We start from the raw sequence: 19,927 nt of genomic DNA on the forward strand, positions 1-19,927 counted from the left end.
TCCTTAATTTAGGAATCGCCGGCTATCTATTACAACTACTCTCATTCTATCAAAAAATTTGTCGAAATGGAAGCGTCGAAATAGATCTTTTTAATGCTTTCAAGAATATTTTTGTAAAAACCGCATTCTGGATATGCCTCTACACTCTTTTCGTAAAAATATCCACTTCTATAACGTATATCGGCAGATATCTTCATAATTATTATACTTTCAAGCAAAAAAATTTGTTACATTTTTATTTAACCCGTCATCTTTTGCATTCTCTAATCCAGCCAATCGCTGTCTCATAATCCTCCACTACTTCCTCTGCCGCCTGATACAGATGCTCATTGCCGTCTCTGAGGACATCTTTAAGCTTTTTCAGTCCTTCCTTCTCATCCACAAGCATTTGAACATCTGCTGTCTCATCTATCCTGTATAGTTTGAGCCTTGCTTTCAATATTTGATAGGTATATTGATACTTTTTATAATCTGCCGTTTCCAAAATTATATCTATTTTGCGGCTGAGAGCCTCTGCATTTTCCAGGTAATCTTCTCTTTCTGCTTCATCCTCTGTATATGCAAGCCGGTTGTTATATAACTTCATCAAAGACAGGTTGACCCTGAGATAGAGAGAATTGCCAGGTGCGGCATTCACCTTATCGGCAATACCCTGCAGCTGCTTCTCTGCCTTCTCAAACCACTTTTTCTCCTTTGTCAGCACATACAGCCTGCCGCATGCCTCTGCTATATTCAGACACACATTCCATGCATTCCAGGCGCTTTTCTTTTCAGAACTCTGATAAAGGTCAAGGGCTGTCTGATAATAGGCCAGTGCCTTGTTTAAGTTCTCTATTTCTTCGGAAGCATCACACTGGTACGCCATTCCCATATTCAGATTCACCCTGGCCAGACGCTCATTGTCCTTTTTTATAAGGTTCATCTTCAGAACTTCTCTGTACAGTTCTCTGGCCTGCTTAAGAAGCTGCGGCTGCTCTTCTTTCTCCGCAAGATGGAAAAGTACTCTTCCCATATTATGCAGTAATATATATGCGTGCTCTTCACTGAGTACGTCTCCGCTCACCATGTATACTTCCATCATCAGATTCAGTGCAAGATGCAGGCTGTCTCTTACCTCGTCGAAGGGAAGCTCATCACACATATCCATGTAATTTCTTGCTATATGCAGAATCACATCAATGACATAATATTCATCCTCTTCCCCTGCACATTGTAAAATCTTTTCCAGATATTCATTGGCTTTTTTATAGTTTAGAACTTTGTTCTGTTCCTCGCCCAGATAAATAAACAACAATGCAATATTCCGATACAGCAGTACCACATCATCCCTGGAAGGATCTGACAGTTTTTCTGCTTTCTGAAAGAATCGGATGGCTTTCTGATAACCTTCTGCATCCCCCGCCAGCTCAGCGTAGCAGTAAGCCTCATTGTAAATGCACATATATTTTATCTGATCATCTGTATTCCATATGCTTACCTTCCGGAATCCTTCTATCGCCTTTTCATATTCTCCGGCATCCAGTGCTTTATCCGCCAGTTCAAATTCTAATTTCTGCTGAAATTCCTGTGCCTTTTTCTGTTTGAGCGCTTTCTTTTCCTTTTTTTCCTCAGCTTCCCTTTTTCTCCAGGCTTCTTCACTTGCTGTATAATTGTCAAATTTTTCTTCCAGGTTCTCTATCTTCTTAAATTGAAAGGTCTCCCGAAGCTTTTCAAACTTTGGCTCCAGCATGCACCTGCGCAGGCATTGATACCACTGTTCTGCTATATCTATGTCATAATATTCCTGATAGTCTTTTCCTAATATTTCGCATAAAAAGTTATTTATGTACACTATATCGTTTAACTTGTCTATGCCAAGTCTGTTCTTTTGCAGGGAATTGTAAACTGCATCAATATCATATTCCCAGCCATTTTCCTCACATAAACACTTGTAGGTTTCCTCAAAAAGCTCCTTAAGCCCGGCTTTTGAAAGCTTTTTCCCTACGGTATTCCCGAATTTGTCCAAACCCTTGGAGAAAAAATACTGTAAAAAGAATTGCTTGCCAAAGGTCTGTGATAAAAATACTCCTACTGAACCTAACATATCTGCCTCCCGAGCTGGACGTCAGCTTTTGTATACTGTTAATTTTCTTATTTCTAATTTGGCTGCTGCCAAGCAATTCAACTGTTGCTTGAAAATGTACGCATATATCTTAAATGAATGGACTTCCTGCCTCATTTATGCTATACTATTTATAGCACAATAATACAATACACAATTATAGGAAGCAGGTGATTATATGCCAAGTGATAAGGAAATGATCAATAATTTAATTGATAATTATACCAATTTGCAGCGTATTAAAAAGGCAAATGATACCGAAAAAGAACTTGATTATCAATTAAAAATATTAAAAGCGAAGCTTGAATCATTCGGTATTGTAACAACTGATCTGGATTTATAAAATTGTATAACTGTTACACAGAACAAGGTGTAAGGTCTGTCGAAATATGAAGGACTTTACACCTTTTTAACTGTAATCATCAAGGTAACAGGCTGTCACCAAAGAGAAGAATTAATTCTCTCTGGCAACAGCCCATTTGTTTTGTTGATACTATCTTCATAACAAGCTCTGCAAAAAAATGCAAGCCTCTACTCTATCGTAATCCCAGCCTTCTCCAGGATCTTCGGAACATTCTTCTCCGCACCAATGGCCATAATATGTACACCGTCACAGAGACCTTCGTCTTTAATCTTGGCAATCATCTCAGCCGCCATCTCAATGCCAAGCTGTGTGGGCAGGCCCTTAACGCCCTTCTCCTTGCCCTCTGCCGCTGCAGCAGCCAGACGGTCAATCATCTCCTGAGGAACTGCGATTCCCGGCACGTTCTCATTCATGTACTTAGCCATTCCTGCTGCCTTCAAAGGAATGATGCCGGCCATAATATGCGTCTTAATATTCGCCTTGTCCACTTCATCCATAAAACGCTTAAAGCTTTCCAGATCAAAAATACCCTGGGTCTGAATATAATGCGCTCCAGCCTCTACCTTCTGGCGAAGCTTATTAATCTGCAGGAATAGGGGCTCGTAAACCGGGGTTACTGCCGCACCCTTATAGAACTCCGGCGCACCGCCCTGCAGCTCATTTCCGCCGCAGTCTGTTCCGGTCGCTTCCATCACAGACAGCATGTGAAGAATACCTACAGAATCCAAATCATATACCGGCTTAGACTGATTACAGTCACCTACAATAGGATGATCTCCCGTCAAAGCCAGCATTGTATCAATTCCAAAAGCCGCCGCAGAAAGCATATCGCCCATAATTCCCATACGGCTGCGGTCACGGCCTGTCACCTGGATAATCGGCTCCAATCCTGCTTCCTTCAGCTTAATGCAGAGTCCCAAGGAAGAAGCCTTCAGACAGGCAGACTGCATATCAGTTACATTGACGCCATGTACCTTGCCTTTCAGAAGTTCCGCCGCTTCCATCTGTTCAGTAAAATCATATCCCTTGGGAGGAGCCATCTCAACGGTTACACCAAATTTTCCGCCTTCCAGCGCTTTCTCTAACATTCCCATTACTTGTTCCCCCTAATATTAATCGTTCTGGGATATGAAACCTTCTCATATCCTTTATCATCACGTCTCTTAGCCAGCTTATCCAGCATTCCCAGAGACTCCAGACGCTTGTAAATCAGAATCCATGCACAATCATTCTCCGGATTCACCTCACACTTGCCGTTCTTCTGTCCGCCGCAGGGTCCATTTACCAGGGACTTGGCACATCTGGAAATCGGACAGATACCTCCCGTACTTCCCAGCATACAGTCTCCGCAGAGATGACAGGCTTCCTCAAAAAGACCAAACCGCACAGCTTCTCCTAAAAACATCGTGTTATTTGACGGATAAACCGGCGCCTTGGCATGATTCGCCGCCACCTGCACACCGTCACCGCAGGACATACAGACAACTGCATCCGGCTCTGCTGCATTCAGCTTCTTCATGGCAGTCTTCACTCCCATGTTCATACAGCAGTAATCCGCCATTCCGGCAGCTACCACTGTCTTTCCTTTGGACTCCAAGTAAGCCTTGAGTTCCCCAATCTCCTTCTCGCCGCCCGTGGCGCAAGCCGTAGCACAACTGCCACAGCCAAGGATTGCGATCTTCTTCGCATCCCCAATCATTGCCATCAATTCTTCAATGGGCTTTTTCTGTGTGATAATCATGGTATCCTCTCCTTATATCCCTTTCTGGTACAGACATCCCCCACTGACAAAACTGACACGCCGGCAAAGAGCTGTCCTCTCCATTTCTATTGTAATACTTTCTGATAAGAAATCAAGCCCAAATTCACGTTTTTTTAACAAAATATATCATTTTTAACAAAAACATAACATTTTATAACATTCATCCCATTCTCCCATATGAAAAAAATTTAAAAATCTCCTTATTCAGCCAACAAACAGGGGCCAGCCGAAAAACAGGCCAGCCGGCATTTCCAATATCAAGTGTCCGGTTGTTCACGCACACTCCGTATGATATGAACGAACATTGCCCTTAATAACTTATAACTGTCGAAACCCTCCAAGGGCAATGTACGTTCAGAGCATATGGAGTGTGCGTGAACCGTCCGAACGTTGTAATAAGGAGGGACCCACGCAAGTGGGAGGATTCCTTATTGCCAGGATATGGAAATGTCGGCTGGCCTGTTTTTTGGCTGGCCCCGTCCGCCCCACTTAATAAAGATTTTTCACCTTAAACTCTTTTTCCGCCTCCCTCCGCTGATCCTTCTTAGCAATATCCTGCCTCTTATCATAAAGCTTCTTCCCTCGGGCCAGTCCAATCTCCACCTTCACCAAACTCCCTTTCAAGTAAACCTTAAGCGGCACCAGCGTATACCCCTTCTCCGTCACCTTACCGCCAATCTTATTAATCTCATACCGATGCATCAAAAGCTTGCGCACCCGAAGCGGATCCTTATTAAAAATATTCCCCTTCTCATAGGGGCTGATATGCATCCCATAGATATACAGCTCCCCCTTCTCCATCTTAATAAAAGACTCCTTCACACTGCATTTCCCCATACGGATAGACTTCACCTCCGTACCCGCCAAAGAAATACCAGCCTCATAAGTCTCATCTATAAAATAATCATGATACGCTTTCTTATTATTCGCAATTAATTTTACTGCTTCCTTACTCATAATCTCCCATTCTCCTTTATATCCTTTACTCCCCAGTGAGTTATTCCCCTGTGCTCAATGCAAGTTCAAAATCAATGGTCCTACATAACCTGTCTGTTCCTTTCACCCGGATTCGCACCCGATCTCCCAGCCGGTAGACCTTTTTGCTTCGCTGCCCTCTAAGCTCATAAGCATCATCCGCATACTCATAATAGTCATCCTCCAGAGAATTCACATGAACCAGCCCTTCCACTGTATTGGACAGCTCCACATACAAGCCATACTGGGTAATCCCGGAAATAACCCCTTCAAAGATTTCCCCAATATGCTGCTCCATATATTCCACCTTTTTCAGCTTCTCTGTCTCCCGTTCTGCCTCGTCAGCCCTTTGCTCCGTCTCGCTGGCATGCTTTGCCACCTGCGGCAGAATCGTCTCATAGTGCTCCGTCCGTCCGACATCTAAGCGCCCCCGCAGATTCTCCTTAATAATCCGGTGAATCTGCAGATCCGGATACCTGCGGATAGGAGATGTAAAATGGCAGTATTGATCCGCTGCCAGCCCGAAATGCCCGGTGCAGTCCGTAGAATACTTCGCCTTCTGCATGGCCCGAAGAGTCAGCCGGCTCAGCATAGCTTCCTCCGGTGTTCCCTCCAGCCGATCAAGCAGCTTCTGAATCTCTCCCGGATGCACCTCATCCCCTCCTACACGCAGAGAATATCCAAAGTTTTGCAGAAAAAGCCCCAACTTGTGAAGCCGCTTGGCATCCGGTTTTTCATGAACTCTGTATACAAAAGGCTGTGCCTGCCAATAGTAATCCGCCGCCACTGTCTCATTTGCCGCCAGCATAAAATCCTCAATAATCCTGGTAGCCGTATTCCGCTCATAGGGACGAATCTCCGCAGGCAGCCCCAGCTCGTCCAGTAAAATCTTGGACTCCGGAAAATCAAAGTCAATGGAGCCCCGTTTCCTCCGCCGTCTGCGAAGAAGCCCTGCAAGCTTGTCCATCTCTTCAAACATAGGAACCAGCTCTTCGTATTCTCTGCATTCCGCCTCGTCCCGATCCTCCAGAATCTTCTTTACGCTGGTATAGCTCATCCGCCTTGTGACCCGGATCACAGTCTCCCCTATGGTGTGATCGATGATTTTCCCCTTTGGATCCACTGTCATAATACAGCTTAAGGTTAGCCGATCCTCCCCCGCATTCAGAGAGCAGATGCCATTGGAAAGACTGTGGGGCAGCATGGGAATCACCCGATCCACCAGATACACGCTGGTTCCCCGAAGAAAAGCTTCCCAATCCAAAGCGCTGTTCTCCTGCACATAATTGGTCACATCTGCAATGTGCACACTTAAGATGTAATTCTCTCCTTCCTTCCGCACAGAAACTGCATCATCCAAATCCTTGGCATCCTCCCCGTCAATGGTGACACAGACTTCATCCCTCAGATCCAGACGTCCCTGCATATCCGCCTCGGACACTGGTTTTGCATTGCGCTTTGCCTGATTTAACACCCTTTCCGGAAATTCCATGGGAATCTGATAGGCTCGAACAATGGACAGAATGTCTGCACCCGGATCGTTGCCGTGTCCCAGGATCTCCGTTATACGTCCCTCCGGATTCTTCCGTCCGGCGCCGTAATCCGTCATCTCTGCCACAACCTTATGCCCGGTAACCGCTCCTTTGGTATACTCCAGAGGAATAAAAATATCTCTGGTAATCCGCTGATTGTCCGGCACTACAAAACCAAAACTTTTGCTTCTCTCAAAGGTGCCTACCACCTCTGTGATGCCATGGGACAAGACCTGAACAATAACACCCTCCTGGCGCTTCCCTCCCGACTTCCCTTTGAGGGCCACCTGCACCGTATCCCCCAGAAATGCATCCTTGGTGTCATCCTCTCCAATAAAGATATCCTCTTCCTGATCCTCTACTGACACAAAGCCGAAGCCCTTTGCATGACTGGTAAATACGCCTGTGACCATCTTTGCCTCTGCTTTTGAATAACGTCCCCGTTTTGAAAGCTGAATCTTCCCCTCCGCCAAAAGAGCCTCCAAAGCCTGCGCAAGCTCTGCTCTCCGTTCTTTTTCTACCTGCAGCAATACAGCCAGCTCCTTCTGCTTCATAGGAACATAGCGGGTATCACAGATAAATTCATAAATAATTTTTTTCTTTTCTTCCAAACTCCGATTGTCCATAAACACTCCGTTAAAACTAATTTTAATACCTCTACTACAAAATTCTACCCAGAGAGCCTTCATCTTATGGGAAAATTCCAAAACTTTTCTAAATATTAGAGAAAAACGAAAAATTAAATGCTGATGCCAATTATAACAAAAAAGCACTCTCGGCCAAATCCGGAAGTGCTTCTTTACCTGTCTTCTTTAGATAAAACTCATATTCAGCAAAAGTGCCAGTACAATAAAGGCCGCCGCCAAAATCTTTGTCGCCAATACAAGCTTTCCCTCAGTGGAACGGTTCTTATTCTGCTCCCAGAAAGAATTGCCGCCTGCTATAGCACCCAAACCTGCTGATTTCCCTTCCTGCATCAAAACAATTACAGTCAAACCTAAACTTACCAAAACAAATACAATTGTAAGAATAATCCTCAAAATGCCCATTATCACACCTCCTACGGCCAAACAAAATACAGTTTACCATACATTTACAAAATGTTCAAGCCCTTTTCGAGATAGAATCCAATCAATCCCTATTCTTTCATAAAAGCTCCAGAAACCTCTCCACATCCTCCTGCTTTGTTGCCCAGCTTGCAGCAAGACGGACAACGGTATGATCCGAATCCGGCTTTTCCCAAAATCCCATAACAACCTCTTTTTGCAAAGCCTGGTACTTCTTATTCTCCAAAACAACAAACTGCTGATTGGTGGGGGATTCCAGATAGCGGACATATCCTTTTCGGTCCAGTCCCTCTTTCAGAAGCTCCGCCATCTCTATAGCATGGCGGCTGATTTCATAGTACAGTCCGTCTGTAAATAAAGTATCAAACTGAATTCCCAAAAGCCGCCCCTTTGCCAGAAGCGCTCCATGCTGCTTTACAATAGCCAGAAAATGCTTTGGCATATTCTTCTTTGTAAACACAAGGGCTTCCCCGCACAAGGCTCCCACCTTGGTTCCGCCAATATAAAAGGCATCACAGTATTCTGCTATCACAGGAAGAGTTACATCCGTATCCCGGCTCATAAGCCCATACCCCAGACGGGCGCCGTCCATGTAAAGGGGGATCTCATAGCTTCGGCATATAGCCGCAAGTTCCTCCAATTCCGCCTTTGTATAGAGGGTGCCATATTCTGTGGGATGGGAAATATAAACCATTCCCGGAAACACCATATGTTCATGGTTCTCATCCTGCCAAAAGTTCTTCAATAGGACTTCCAATTCTTTTTTGCAGATTTTTCCCTGATGCTCCGGAAGTTCCAATACCTTATGGCCGTGGTATTCGATTGCCCCTGCTTCATGGGTGCTCACATGGCCTGTTTTTGCTGCCACAACTCCTTCATATGATTTTAAGAAGGCATCAATGGCAACTGTATTGGTCTGTGTACCGCCCACCAAAAAGAAAATTTGAGCCTCCGGACATTCACAAGCCTCCCGTATCTTTTCCTTGGCTCGCTGACAATAAAGATCTTGTCCATAGCCGCTTAGCTGCTCCAGATTAGTCTCTGCCAGGCGCTGTAAAATCCGTTCATGGGCTCCCTCTATGTAATCGCTCTCAAATGATAACATCGTGTCCTCCTATTCCAGTTCCGTAATATTCTTCCAGCACACCAAGTTTAAATCAATTCCCAGCCACAAAAAGCGTGCCTGTAAATTGATTTGTGCACTGGCTGAATATTACTGTTTCCAGTTCCGTAATATTCACAAAATTCCAAAATGCTGCAGGGCATGGAGGATTCCTCCTGCATCCACATCGTCTGTCACATAATCGGCCCGTTCTTTTACATAATCCTCACTGTTTCCCATAGCCACGCCAATTCCGGCAAATTCCAGCATTTCTGTATCATTTTCCCCGTCTCCAAAGGCAATGATCTCCTCTGGCCGTATCCCATGGAATTCCAGCATCTGCTTTATTCCCATTACCTTGCCGCCGCTTTTTGCAATGATGTCTGTCCCGTACTCTGTCCACCATGTAAGCTTACAATGAGGCATCTCTTCCAATACTTTATAAGCCTCTTCCCTGTCGGAGAATACATTTACCAGGTATACCCTCTCTCCCGGATGGTATTGCCCCAAATCCGGCAGCTCAGAGGAAATGGCCTTTTGAGCATGCTCCACTTTTTCATCTATATAATTAATATATATCCTGTCTTTTTCCACAAAGGCAATGGGAAGCTCCCGTTTTTCAAAAAGGGGGAGAATGCGCAAAATATCCTGTTCTTCAATTGGAGAACCAGATAAAACCTCTTTTCTGTGATCAAGGCAGAGCTGACCGTTCAGCAGAACATAACCGTCAAAAGCTATATCATTAATCGGAAGCTGAGCAAATTCCAGAATGTGCCTGCCTGTAGAGGTGAAAATTTGAACTCCCTTTTCTCGAAGCTGAGCCAGGGCCATTCGTGTATCTTCCGGAATATTTCCATGCTTATGGGAAATCAAGGTTCCGTCAATATCAAAAAAAGCTGCTTTTATCTTCATCTCTTTCCTCCCGGTTTACTATGAAAGTACCCTTTTCTGCGCAGCAGAAAACTAAGTTCAGGGATGCCCCATGCGCCACTGCCGACTTTCATTTATGGTGGTGCGCCAATGGGGTGCATGTGGGTTTACTATGAAAGCTCCTTTTTTGCATAGCGAAAAACTGAATTCAGGGATGCCCGATGCGCTACTACGGACTTTCATTTATGGTGGTGCAATAATGGGGATGCATGTGGTTTCGTATACTTAAATGTTAGCAACAGGGAAATCATGCAGAATATTCTTCTGTTCTTTTTGAACGTTGTCAAAGTTACAATTCTATTTCCATCCCAGTATAGATCTGCTCTGCGCAGTCCCCCAGTTCTTCCTTTAATATATCAAATGCTCTCTGTCCTGTACAGTGCCCTGTGTAAATCTTTTGAATTCCTGTCTTTCGGATGCGCTCTGCCAAGGCCCTTACTTCTGCATCGGAGGATTTGTAGAGATGAAAGCCGCCCAACATAGCATAGAGCCGTTTTCCTGGGAATGCGGCCTCAGTTTCACGAATAATGTTGTCTGCTCCCCCATGAGAGCAGCTACTGAAAATCACAAGTCCTTTTTCTGTATCAAAAACCAGGCTTTGCTCATGGGAAAAGGAATCCGGCCGGAGCCTTCTTCCCTCTTTTACATACAGATTTACTCGTTTTGCGATCTCTTCTAATCCCCTTGTGCTATGGGGAACTAAGGTAACGCCTGGCAGAATCCTGCAATTTCCTGAAACATATTTTATCCGTTCTCGGTATGTTTTTAAGAAGCCCCGATGAATGCCTATGTACTTGCGAAAGCACCATTTCTTTCCATAGCAGTTCTCCTTTGCTCCCTCTCTTAAGTAAAAAACTGCATTGGGATTGCAGGCGAAGAAATCGCCCATGCCGTCTGCGTGATCGTAATGGGCATGGGACAGCACACCGCAGTCTACCTCTGCAAGAGGGATTCCCATGGCTTCTGCATTTTTCAGAAAGCGTCCGGAAGCTCCCGTATCCAGGAGGATTTTGTGTTGTCCGTATTCTATGTAGACGGACAGGCCCCATTCGGGGGATAGGTTATTTTTTGTTAGGTTGTCTACTAAGATTGTTGCTTCCATGGGGTGGGTCTCCTTTTTTAATCTTTTATTTCTACTTTATCATTACTATCATTGGAGAATGACAATCGTTTTGCGCTTCGGGTTCAGCCTATATCATTATTTCAATCCACCGTGTGGAGGATGACGGAGATGGTTCAAAACATACGCCGTGATGAACTAATTTCAATCCACATCCTCCGTGTGGAGGATGACCGTCGAAAGTCGTTTGAATACCATGGGATTGGTATATTTCAATCCACATCCTCCGTGTGGAGGATGACACACTTCCGCCGCCGTTCCGTTCAGTGCGTCCATATTTCAATCCACATCCTCCGTGTGGAGGATGACACTCCTCGAACCTGTGCCACTCTGCCTTTGTATAATTTCAATCCACATCCTCCGTGTGGAGGATGACAGCAAAAACAGCCAAAACAATGCCAACCCAAAAGCAATCTCCTGACTATTTTCACAAAAATAACTAATCTTACTACTTATTCACCATATTTAAAAAAATTAAATCCACAAAACCCCCCACAAATTCCAGTGCGAATCCCCACACTTTTTATGTTCACTTACGATTCGCACTAAAAAATCAAAGGACCATTCACATCCAAACTTTCTTTTACACCAATATGCTCCACTTTATTTTTGTAATTGTTCCCCAGATAATAAAAACGCAGACTATCTTTCTTAACATCAATAATCTCTTCCAGAATTGCTTTCACCTCTCTACATTTAGCTGCATCCATTTCACATTCAAAAACTGAGTTTTGAACCCTTTTTCCATAATTCACACATTGCTTCGCCACACGGCGCAGGCGTTTTTTTCCTGCATCCGTCTCCGTATTTACATCATAAGTAATCAGCACAAGCATTTCAATCCCCCTAAAACCACTTTCTTGTCATACTGCCAAACATTTTCTTATTTCCACATAAATGGCGGATATGCATCCAAGTCTCCCCGAATATAGCGTGCCAGGAGCAATGCCTGTGTATATGGCACCATCCCCCATTCTACCTTTTCTTCTAAAAAGGGATGCTTGATTACTTCTTGCTTTCGCATCTGCCATGCCGACAAAACATTCTTTCTGGTATCATCATCCATGATAACCGCCCCATTTTCTTTCTGCCGAAATCCGGAGGAGGATACCATCCGCTTATTAATCAAAGAAAGGACAAACCTATCTGCAAACACCGGCCTCAATTCTTCCATCAAATCCAAAGCCAAAGATGCTCTTCCCGGACGATCCGTATGCATAAATCCCACATAAGGATCCATTCCCACCGTTTCCAATGCTGCCACACACATATGTGTCAGCAAAGTATAGGTAAAAGAAAGTAATGCATTTATTGCGTCCAAAGGAGGACGCCTGCTTCTTATACGAAAAGAAAAATCCTCTTTCTGCTGTAAAATCATTTCGTCAAATACGGAAAAATACAAGCTTGCCGCTTCTCCCTCGATCCCTCGCAAAGTTCCTATAGAATCACAATTTTGGGCAGAACTTAATGATTTCTTTAATTGCCCGGAAACTCTTTTCATTCGCTCCACATCCAGACGCATCGCATGATCCCGTGTTGCACGTTCCAGCACCCATCTGGCATTAAACACTTTCCCAATTATGAAATTTTGAGCAATATTCAAACTGGCTTTCTCATCTTCTGATAGAAAATATTGTTTCTTTCTTAACAGAACATTTCCCCGCTCTTCTCCTGAAACCCTGGCCAAAAAACGCCCTGATTGGGACAAGAAAGAAAGTGACACATTCCTTTTCGCACATGCTCCCATCAAAGCAGGGCTTGCTCCTGTAAATCCAAATGTCACAATAGCTTCCAGATTATGTAACGGCACTCTGCCCACTTCCTGTTTATCAGACAGTACAACTACATTTTCCCCATCTAAAGATAGATATTTGTCTGCGGAAGTAATATAAAGTGTATTCAGCAGCTTCTTCAATCCTCGTTCTCCTCTTCTACCCATTTGGAAATATATTCTTTTACAGATCGTTCTTTCATCAATTTTGGAAGACATAAATCTTTCAAAGAACACGCATTACAGGCTTTCGTCCTCTTTACCTTCGGCGTATATCTGCGTTCATAATAATGATGCATTTCCCCAAACGTATCTCTCACCCTCTGCCGGATTTCTTCATTCAAGGATACCTCTATGCGCCGTCGGATTTCTCCATAAAATAAATATCCCTTTTCAACCTCACCTTCCAGCATTTCCTCCAAACACATAGCCTGTGCTGCCATCTGAAGAATGTCTGCTTCATCCTCTTTCGGCTGTCCCTTTTTGTATTCTACCGGATAAACTAAATATCTGCCTTCTCTGCCATGCAAAGAAACGCCCCTCTTATCATCTCGGCAAAATTCAACAATATCACATACGCCGTTGATTCCAAGTGTGCGGGAAAATACCGGCATTCCCCTGGATATGATAACATCCTTTCTTTTTTCTGATGAATAACCATCATGAGCCCTTTTGTGAAAAATATTTCCCTCTACAGTCCTTAGATTTTCATCCCATTGCTGTTCAATATGAATGAGCGCCCACTGTCTTCTGCAAAATGAAAAATGTTGAATTCCGGAGAGCATCAGATAATCCTCTTCTTTATATTTATCTAGCCTTTCCAAATACATATTATTTCTAAAATCCTTTTCATCATTTTAATATCCCATTTTCATAAATACTGTGTCTTAGAATTTTTCTTTATTCTGTTAAAAATTCAAAAAATCTTTTCTTTCTCGCTCAATCCCAAGTACACCATCCATATAACCAAGAAATGAATCATACGATAACGTCCATTGGTAAACGCCTTTTGCAATCTCTATTAATCCCCATTCCTTTATCTTTTTTCTGCTAATAGATACTGCATGTTTCTGAAGTTGAATCCAGTCTCCTCTTCCATCCCGAATTCGAGCCGCAAGTGTCGGATCTACTACCACTGTTACCGTATCTGAATCGATCACTTTAAACTGTTTTGCCACTGTTTCAAACTGCATGGTCCATTCAGCTTCCAACATTTTCTTCATCGCTTTTAGGCAAATATCATTATACACAATTTCTTCTTTCATAAAGGAAGTACTAAGCTCTGGAGTAATGGAAACATTTCTCCTGAAATAGTCTGTCAAGACATTAATTGATGCTTCTAATGCATCATTTCCCTTTAGCATAGAATTATTTTGCATAGTAAAACTCCACATTTCTGCACATGGAATATTACCATGACGATTAATCCTGCCCGCTGCCTGCAGGAGAGACAACAATGACGAAACTTCTCTGAAACCTGTACAAAAGGAAAAATCAACACCTGCCTCAACACAAGAAGTCGCCACCAAAGTCCAATCTTTATCTGTCATATTTCTCAATCGTGCTTTCACGCTTTCAATTGTTGCACTTCTATCTGACGCCGTTAACGCCGTAGAAAGATGCTCTACACATTCACGACCGAACTTCTGGCATAAATCATTTGCAATAACTGCGGCACTTTGCACCGTGTTTAAAATAAGCAAACGTGGCCCTGGCATACTTTGTACCCATTCACATAATTCTTCTCTGCTTAACGAATCCGGATTCCATCGATAAGCAATCCTATTTTTTTCATATGTCATTAATTTTTCATGCAATGAAGCATTAACAAGTTCAGGGACTTTAGGGCATTCAATACCTATAGAACACAAAGGCTCTAATTCCCAAAAGTGAACTAATGAACCGGATGCCAAAACCCAATAGCAGCCCCATTCATCTGCCAGAACATTCATCCAATGCCATGCAAGCGGAAGAAGCTTTGCCGGCAAAGCAGCATGAGATTCATCTATAAAAATCATACTGCCTGGTAATTCATGCAACCGCCTTAAAGCAGAAGGCTTATTAGATGCCAACGTTTCAAAAAATGCTACTGCTGTTGTTACAATAATAGGCGCACGCCAAAGAGATGTCAAATACCGCACATCCATATCCTGAAAATCCGCACGATAATGGAGTTCTGCTACTACCTGTTCCGGCTCTTCACCCGGCAGAACCAGCACTTTCCTGTAAATATCAACAGACTGCGTAATAATACTTGTGTAAGGAAGAACCACAAAAATATGCCTTGATTTTCTGTCTATGGCCTGTTTCAATAAATGTGCCATAATAGCTGTAGTTTTTCCTGAACCTACCGGGCTGTCACACGCAGCAAATCCTCCTTCTGTCTTTGAATTACGACAATCAAAATACATTTTCCTCCGAAGCTTGCTACGCTCATCATTTCCTCTAAATTCAGAAACATAGCTGTCTAATAAAGCAAGTCTTTCTTCTGCTTGTAACTTGGGCAGTTCTTCATTTTCCGGTGCCTGTCCATATGCCAATGCAGTATCCATATGATCTGCATCAGCCAGACAAGATAGCATCATACGCAATAACAGATTGGGCTCTCCATTAAAATCATATACTTCTTCTTGGCCTTTGTCCAATAATGTTATTTCCTGCCGATGCCGTATAAGCATTATTTTTAAAGTTTCATCAACATGTTTACGGATTGCAGGATGTTCATCTCTGAACGTAGCATTTTCGCAAATTTCCGGAAGTCCTCTGTGATGTGCAAAGACATTCAATGCTGAATATGAACACTTTTGCTCTATTAACGCCGCAACTCCGGCATCCACATGATTTACCGGTAAATGACTGCCCAAGCTTTTTCCCTGCAAAACTGCTTGATTTTCATCATCCAGCTTCCCCAAATCATGCCAAATAGCACTATTACCAGCCACACTTTGAAGCAACCCGTTTGTTTTGCAAGCATAAGCTTCTGCCTCTTTTGCATATTTAACAGCTCTTATGTATACTCCTTTAACATGATCCGCATATGTCTGTGGAGAAGAATTGTCTTTTTTACTATGTGCCAGATAAGTCATTACAGATTTACCAAATCTACAATATTGTCTATTCGTTCCAACACTGAATCCGGAAGCTCCCTCACATCTTGGTAATCGGCCCAACTGGTAGATGGCTCATTCTTCGCATCTATACGTGTTGGGGTCAATGCTTCCAGAAGAAGATATTCCGGACAGCTTCCTAACATGCTTTTATGCTCCACATACCAAGCATGGCGAAGACGGACATCCGGACGTATTGCAGATCGGTTCATATCATAGGCATTCGGAATGAGCAATTTCAACAGCTCAATATCCTCTGCCGTACAACCACTTTTATGTGCATAATTAGGATTTACAAAGAAAGGCATACAGTACACTCCATGCTCTACTACACGATATGCCAGCGGTGCCATCCCTGCATTTTTTCCTTCCTGTACACCCGCCTTATTTGTGTTTGTCTGACGCAGTATATTAATTGGAGCAATCGATACTCCCATGCCAAACTGCACAACACCGGTTTTTATAAACCCTTTATTTCCCCCATCTTCAAGAAATGTATTTCCAAACACACGAGCATCCCAGTATTTATGTACAAATTCACTCTCCATAAACTTGTCGGGATTCGTCCCCATTTCCGAAGCAATCAACTTTCGATCACGCCCTCTATGCTCAAGAATCCAATAGCGTTCTGAATGTTGAAGAAATTTATCTGGTAAGGATTTAAAAAATGGTGCATCATGATCCTCCACCAATTCACGCAATTTTCGCTTAAAAGATACGGGCGAAATTTCTCCACAGCCATTGGGACGTTGACGGGGATCGCTCTCACGATCCGGATCTCCGTTGGCATTTGAATTCACTACCTCGATAACCAAAAGACCTGTGGCACGCTTTATCTCATTATTCATTTTCACTTTCCTCCTCCATTTTATCAATAATAGGTTCTATATCTTCCATCTGCTCCTTTTTGGGAAAAGCTGCTAAATATCCGATAAACAATTGAGCCTTTTCCGCATCTGTTAGCCGGATTTCCTCCTTCCAATGCATATGAATCTTGAGAGCTATTTTCTCACACAGAAAAAGCAGCCATCCGGCACGCCAGCTTTCCTTATTTTTTTTCTCCACTTCCTTCGTCCGATAGGATTTTGCCCACATAAGATAGGGACCCATTCGTTGCCCTAAAAGATTCAAAGTACGCACCGGAGCATCTGATGCCGCCTGGAACACACTTCCCCCTGCCAGTTGTAACGGCAATTCTCCGTCTCTTTCCACAATACAATATAATGCATGCAGTTCATCAAATGCTTTTAATAATTGCCCATACATATAAGGATAATCTTCCATATATTGCTCCTTTCTTATATTCTCCCAATAAAGTAACAGTCCCAAAAGTGCAAGCATATCTTTTACTTTCCACCAAATCGGATCTTGCGGGTTTTCCATACTTAGCCTGCTCAAATAAGCCCCAATCGCTGCTGCTCCCTGCACTAAAATATGCAAGTCCTTCTGTGTTGACAGTTCCTGTTCCATCAATAATTTCATACCATAATACTTTGGATATGCCTCAAACTTATTACTCGCCAATGTCCCATCCTGCTTCCATATACGATTAAGGATATCTGCCACTTCCAAGGGAAAGGGAACTTTGGGTGACCCAAAAGAAAACCTGGGCAAATTGTCCCCGCATCCAATCGCCCATTCTTCACTGCATTGTTCCAATTCATAAGCATTCGTCAAACGGCTATAAATTATTTTTGTTCTTGCTTTATCAATCTTTCGCAAAATAAATATCCGTATGTTCTCCGCATGTGAATCTGTTCCCGGCTTCCGAACCTGTTTCAGTTCCAATATAAACCGCTTTGCCTGTGTTTCGAACGAGTTTTCTTTACTTTCCTGCCTTTTAAACATTCGGATAAAGCTAATAGCTCCCGTTCCTTGGGGAATTTCATAAGGATATGCAAATAAAATCTCATTTTTACCTATATTAATCCAAGTCAATTCTCTCTGCTCACTACTACCAAGCCAATTTAATGCTGCCTGTAATTTTTTTCGCATAGCCGGAGAAATAGGGTAACTGGCATTTTCAATTCTTCCATAACGTGTCTGGCAATACTGCTCTTTAAACATTGTGCGAAGCTTAACGTCAAATCCTCCCGCCAATTTTACTTCTGGCATGGGCTCTTCTATTGGCATAAAGCTTATCCCAAATGCATCTGTTATACTGTCCTTCGTAATGCATTCTTCAGCTGCATCTGCATTTAACAATGCTGCATTTAATTCTTCCGTAAACCGTACACTGACCACAGGAATACCCCTATGAATTAATTCCTCACTTTCAAACACAACAGAAAGAGAACCCGTATCGTCCCCTGCCGCTTTCCGGGAGCTTCCAAAATGAAACAATACCAAAAGGGCAAGTGCTACATTCTCTTTGTGACGTAGCATGTGAAACAATAAATCTTCCAACTCTTTATGTAGCAATTCCGGTTTAAGAAAGCCAAAAGTTTCTTCCATTAAAATTTCTAAAGGCTTATATCTAAAAGTTCCAAGCATAGTTTGGAGCTCTTGCGGAACGCTTTCCATGGAAATCCTATATTTATTTCGAAATTTTGCCCCCCAGTTATCCTCTGAACACCAGCTTCTTATCATTTCAATTTCGGAATCATCCAGTTCTTCCGGTAAAAGCTCCGAAATTCTTTTCTTTACATTCTCGTCAGTTATCCGATAAAGCGGCACAAGGTTCATACATGGATATGAGCCTTGATTTGAACCATATTTACGCAGCTGTGCCCCCAACTCACTGTCAACCTCAGAAATACCGGTCACTTTCCCATGATGTAAAGAGATGCGTATACACGGTGCTTTTGCTCTGATATTTGGAATAGGCTTGTATTTGCGATGCCAGCTTTGGGCATGTATTTCAGCTTTTTCCATTGCATTAGAAAGCTGGTACAATTCGTTAATCATAGGCAGGCACCTCTTTCCGGGTAAACCAACGTTCCCCTGTGGATACACAAGTCATTGTCATATACGGCCCGATATGATGAGCGATACCCATCCGGAAACACCTCTCGGAGCATAGAAGGAATAGGAATATCCGGCAAATCTGTACACACTTGAGTTTTTTCCCGAAAGGGTCCTACATAGGACACAGTAAACTCACTCCATCCCAGAAAAAGGGTGGCGTAGGACTGCCCACATTTTAATCTGCGATTAAACATTTCTTGATATGCGTGACCTGGCGACGTTGTCCGTCGCTCCCATATGCTTGCCTTGTCTGGTAACATTTCTTTATTTGGATTTGCCACCACATCAGCGTAAAGGCGATAGCACACATCTACCAGAACAGTTGCAAAAAGTTGATAATTATTTCCACTTTTTACTGATTTAGAACTACGTAATGGACCCCCATAATTTGTTACATAAGTATGGTATTGTGGCTGCTTACATAACTCTACTTTTCGAGGAATTATTAGTACCGCAGGTCCCCAAAGTATTCCCTCAAATAACGCTCGCACTGCAGAGTAGGTTGGTGCCTCATAAGAACTGGGTGAATCACCACTATCGGGTCTTGTCCATAAAGCTGTATTCCCTGCAATCTCCATGGAAACAGAATATACTTTATTGTTCAAATACCTCATCTCTCCTTTCGTTTTATTTTAAAATTTCATTTGATTAGTAATTAATATAAAAATATCATACTTTGGTTTATATTACAATAAAATACCTCCAAAAAATCTGTTGCTGATTTTATGTTATTTGAGTATACTAAATATAAGTTATGCAATTTGGTTTAAGAAACGGTATATCTCGACCTTTAACAGAGACAATTATGATCGGGCATATCTCAGCCCCAAGTGAGACAGTTATAAGAGAATATTTCACCACCCAAAGCGTAACTTAACAGTGGGATGGATTTTCCGTCTCATTTTTTTACAACTAGCCCAGGCAACAATTTTACTTTACTATAAAAACATTTTATGCTATGATGCATATAGTTGAAAATTCATCAGCTTATGTCATATGAAATCTTTATATAAAAATTTTATGTGTGGATTGAAACATTTGATTAGTGATTTGAGTGCTACAGTTACAGCAACTTCCATTTCAGCCAGTTGCATCTGAATGCACTCATTTGTTTTTTATCTGGTCAAAT

18 protein-coding genes are annotated in these 19,927 nt (G+C 42.7%); 1 reads left to right on the forward strand and 17 read right to left on the reverse strand.

Annotated elements, in window-relative coordinates; genetic code table 11:
* Window positions 1-247: 247 nt before the first annotated feature.
* Window positions 248-2,083 (reverse strand): tetratricopeptide repeat protein, encoded by a 1,836-nt coding sequence (locus VSQ61_RS03045; RefSeq protein WP_334342952.1) that lies wholly within the window; start codon window positions 2,081-2,083, stop codon window positions 248-250.
* A 196-nt stretch (window positions 2,084-2,279) separates the two neighbouring features.
* On the opposite strand from VSQ61_RS03045, the gene VSQ61_RS03050 reads away from it, so the two are divergent.
* On the forward strand, window positions 2,280-2,444 hold the full coding sequence (locus tag VSQ61_RS03050) for a hypothetical protein (RefSeq protein WP_334342953.1): 165 nt from the start codon (window positions 2,280-2,282) through the stop codon (window positions 2,442-2,444).
* Window positions 2,445-2,632: 188 nt separating this feature from the next.
* Here the strand turns inward: VSQ61_RS03050 and VSQ61_RS03055 are convergent, their stop codons facing one another.
* The 16 genes from VSQ61_RS03055 to cas5 form a co-directional block, all read right to left on the reverse strand.
* Window positions 2,633-3,559, reverse strand: a complete 927-nt coding sequence (locus VSQ61_RS03055; RefSeq protein WP_334342954.1) for a methylenetetrahydrofolate reductase — start codon at window positions 3,557-3,559, stop codon at window positions 2,633-2,635.
* Window positions 3,559-4,206, reverse strand: coding sequence for a methylenetetrahydrofolate reductase C-terminal domain-containing protein (locus tag VSQ61_RS03060; protein WP_334342955.1), 648 nt, complete (start codon window positions 4,204-4,206; stop codon window positions 3,559-3,561). Before VSQ61_RS03060 ends, VSQ61_RS03055 begins: the two co-directional genes overlap by 1 nt.
* A 510-nt stretch (window positions 4,207-4,716) precedes the next feature.
* The gene (smpB, locus tag VSQ61_RS03065) at window positions 4,717-5,184 is read right to left on the reverse strand and encodes an SsrA-binding protein SmpB (protein ID WP_334342956.1); all 468 of its coding nucleotides are present in this window, start codon (window positions 5,182-5,184) and stop codon (window positions 4,717-4,719) included.
* A 40-nt stretch (window positions 5,185-5,224) separates the two neighbouring features.
* The gene (gene rnr / locus VSQ61_RS03070; protein ID WP_334342957.1) at window positions 5,225-7,360 is read right to left on the reverse strand and encodes a ribonuclease R; all 2,136 of its coding nucleotides are present in this window, start codon (window positions 7,358-7,360) and stop codon (window positions 5,225-5,227) included.
* Window positions 7,361-7,546: 186 nt separating this feature from the next.
* The gene (gene secG / locus VSQ61_RS03075; RefSeq protein WP_334342958.1) at window positions 7,547-7,783 is read right to left on the reverse strand and encodes a preprotein translocase subunit SecG; all 237 of its coding nucleotides are present in this window, start codon (window positions 7,781-7,783) and stop codon (window positions 7,547-7,549) included.
* A gap of 97 nt (window positions 7,784-7,880) precedes the next feature.
* Window positions 7,881-8,906 carry a threonine aldolase family protein gene (locus VSQ61_RS03080; RefSeq protein ID WP_334342959.1) on the reverse strand — a complete coding sequence of 342 codons (1,026 nt, stop codon included), beginning with the start codon at window positions 8,904-8,906 and terminating at the stop codon, window positions 7,881-7,883.
* A 132-nt stretch (window positions 8,907-9,038) separates the two neighbouring features.
* Window positions 9,039-9,815, reverse strand: a complete 777-nt coding sequence (locus VSQ61_RS03085) for a Cof-type HAD-IIB family hydrolase (RefSeq protein WP_334342960.1) — start codon at window positions 9,813-9,815, stop codon at window positions 9,039-9,041.
* A 307-nt stretch (window positions 9,816-10,122) separates the two neighbouring features.
* On the reverse strand, window positions 10,123-10,935 hold the full coding sequence (locus VSQ61_RS03090; protein ID WP_334342961.1) for an MBL fold metallo-hydrolase: 813 nt from the start codon (window positions 10,933-10,935) through the stop codon (window positions 10,123-10,125).
* Window positions 10,936-11,097: 162 nt separating this feature from the next.
* Window positions 11,098-11,229 carry a hypothetical protein gene (locus VSQ61_RS22910; protein ID WP_502877015.1) on the reverse strand — a complete coding sequence of 44 codons (132 nt, stop codon included), beginning with the start codon at window positions 11,227-11,229 and terminating at the stop codon, window positions 11,098-11,100.
* 269 nt (window positions 11,230-11,498) lie between these two features.
* Entirely contained in the window at window positions 11,499-11,789 is a 291-nt protein-coding gene (gene cas2 / locus VSQ61_RS03095) for a CRISPR-associated endonuclease Cas2 (protein WP_334342962.1), read from the reverse strand.
* 47 nt (window positions 11,790-11,836) lie between these two features.
* On the reverse strand, window positions 11,837-12,868 hold the full coding sequence (gene cas1c / locus VSQ61_RS03100) for a type I-C CRISPR-associated endonuclease Cas1c (RefSeq protein WP_334342963.1): 1,032 nt from the start codon (window positions 12,866-12,868) through the stop codon (window positions 11,837-11,839).
* The gene (gene cas4 / locus VSQ61_RS03105; protein ID WP_334342964.1) at window positions 12,865-13,554 is read right to left on the reverse strand and encodes a CRISPR-associated protein Cas4; all 690 of its coding nucleotides are present in this window, start codon (window positions 13,552-13,554) and stop codon (window positions 12,865-12,867) included. The genes cas1c and cas4 overlap by 4 nt, the downstream gene beginning before the upstream one ends.
* A gap of 78 nt (window positions 13,555-13,632) precedes the next feature.
* Window positions 13,633-15,810, reverse strand: a complete 2,178-nt coding sequence (locus VSQ61_RS03110) for a DEAD/DEAH box helicase (RefSeq protein ID WP_334342965.1) — start codon at window positions 15,808-15,810, stop codon at window positions 13,633-13,635.
* Entirely contained in the window at window positions 15,810-16,679 is an 870-nt protein-coding gene (locus tag VSQ61_RS03115; RefSeq protein WP_334342966.1) for a type I CRISPR-associated protein Cas7, read from the reverse strand. The genes VSQ61_RS03110 and VSQ61_RS03115 overlap by 1 nt, the downstream gene beginning before the upstream one ends.
* Complete coding sequence (locus VSQ61_RS03120; protein ID WP_334342967.1) at window positions 16,672-18,738, reverse strand: hypothetical protein; 2,067 nt, start codon at window positions 18,736-18,738, stop codon at window positions 16,672-16,674. Before VSQ61_RS03120 ends, VSQ61_RS03115 begins: the two co-directional genes overlap by 8 nt.
* Window positions 18,735-19,403, reverse strand: coding sequence for a CRISPR-associated protein Cas5 (cas5, locus tag VSQ61_RS03125; RefSeq protein ID WP_334342968.1), 669 nt, complete (start codon window positions 19,401-19,403; stop codon window positions 18,735-18,737). Before cas5 ends, VSQ61_RS03120 begins: the two co-directional genes overlap by 4 nt.
* Window positions 19,404-19,927: the final 524 nt, after the last annotated feature.

Source organism: Candidatus Merdisoma sp. JLR.KK006, from assembly GCF_036941035.1.
Taxonomy (GTDB): domain Bacteria; phylum Bacillota; class Clostridia; order Lachnospirales; family Lachnospiraceae; genus Laedolimicola.

What these genes read in the sequence shown, in the direction of transcription:
- VSQ61_RS03045 (WP_334342952.1), bottom strand. Translation starts at nt 2,083, where the DNA reads ATGTTAGGTTCAGTAGGAGTATTTTTATCACAGACCTTTGGCAAGCAA.
- VSQ61_RS03050 (WP_334342953.1), top strand. Translation starts at nt 2,280, where the DNA reads ATGCCAAGTGATAAGGAAATGATCAATAATTTAATTGATAATTATACC.
- VSQ61_RS03055 (WP_334342954.1), bottom strand. Translation starts at nt 3,559, where the DNA reads ATGGGAATGTTAGAGAAAGCGCTGGAAGGCGGAAAATTTGGTGTAACC.
- VSQ61_RS03060 (WP_334342955.1), bottom strand. Translation starts at nt 4,206, where the DNA reads ATGATTATCACACAGAAAAAGCCCATTGAAGAATTGATGGCAATGATT.
- smpB (WP_334342956.1), bottom strand. Translation starts at nt 5,184, where the DNA reads ATGAGTAAGGAAGCAGTAAAATTAATTGCGAATAATAAGAAAGCGTAT.
- rnr (WP_334342957.1), bottom strand. Translation starts at nt 7,360, where the DNA reads ATGGACAATCGGAGTTTGGAAGAAAAGAAAAAAATTATTTATGAATTT.
- secG (WP_334342958.1), bottom strand. Translation starts at nt 7,783, where the DNA reads ATGGGCATTTTGAGGATTATTCTTACAATTGTATTTGTTTTGGTAAGT.
- VSQ61_RS03080 (WP_334342959.1), bottom strand. Translation starts at nt 8,906, where the DNA reads ATGTTATCATTTGAGAGCGATTACATAGAGGGAGCCCATGAACGGATT.
- VSQ61_RS03085 (WP_334342960.1), bottom strand. Translation starts at nt 9,815, where the DNA reads ATGAAGATAAAAGCAGCTTTTTTTGATATTGACGGAACCTTGATTTCC.
- VSQ61_RS03090 (WP_334342961.1), bottom strand. Translation starts at nt 10,935, where the DNA reads ATGGAAGCAACAATCTTAGTAGACAACCTAACAAAAAATAACCTATCC.
- VSQ61_RS22910 (WP_502877015.1), bottom strand. Translation starts at nt 11,229, where the DNA reads ATGGACGCACTGAACGGAACGGCGGCGGAAGTGTGTCATCCTCCACAC.
- cas2 (WP_334342962.1), bottom strand. Translation starts at nt 11,789, where the DNA reads ATGCTTGTGCTGATTACTTATGATGTAAATACGGAGACGGATGCAGGA.
- cas4 (WP_334342964.1), bottom strand. Translation starts at nt 13,554, where the DNA reads ATGTATTTGGAAAGGCTAGATAAATATAAAGAAGAGGATTATCTGATG.
- VSQ61_RS03110 (WP_334342965.1), bottom strand. Translation starts at nt 15,810, where the DNA reads ATGACTTATCTGGCACATAGTAAAAAAGACAATTCTTCTCCACAGACA.
- VSQ61_RS03115 (WP_334342966.1), bottom strand. Translation starts at nt 16,679, where the DNA reads ATGAATAATGAGATAAAGCGTGCCACAGGTCTTTTGGTTATCGAGGTA.
- VSQ61_RS03120 (WP_334342967.1), bottom strand. Translation starts at nt 18,738, where the DNA reads ATGATTAACGAATTGTACCAGCTTTCTAATGCAATGGAAAAAGCTGAA.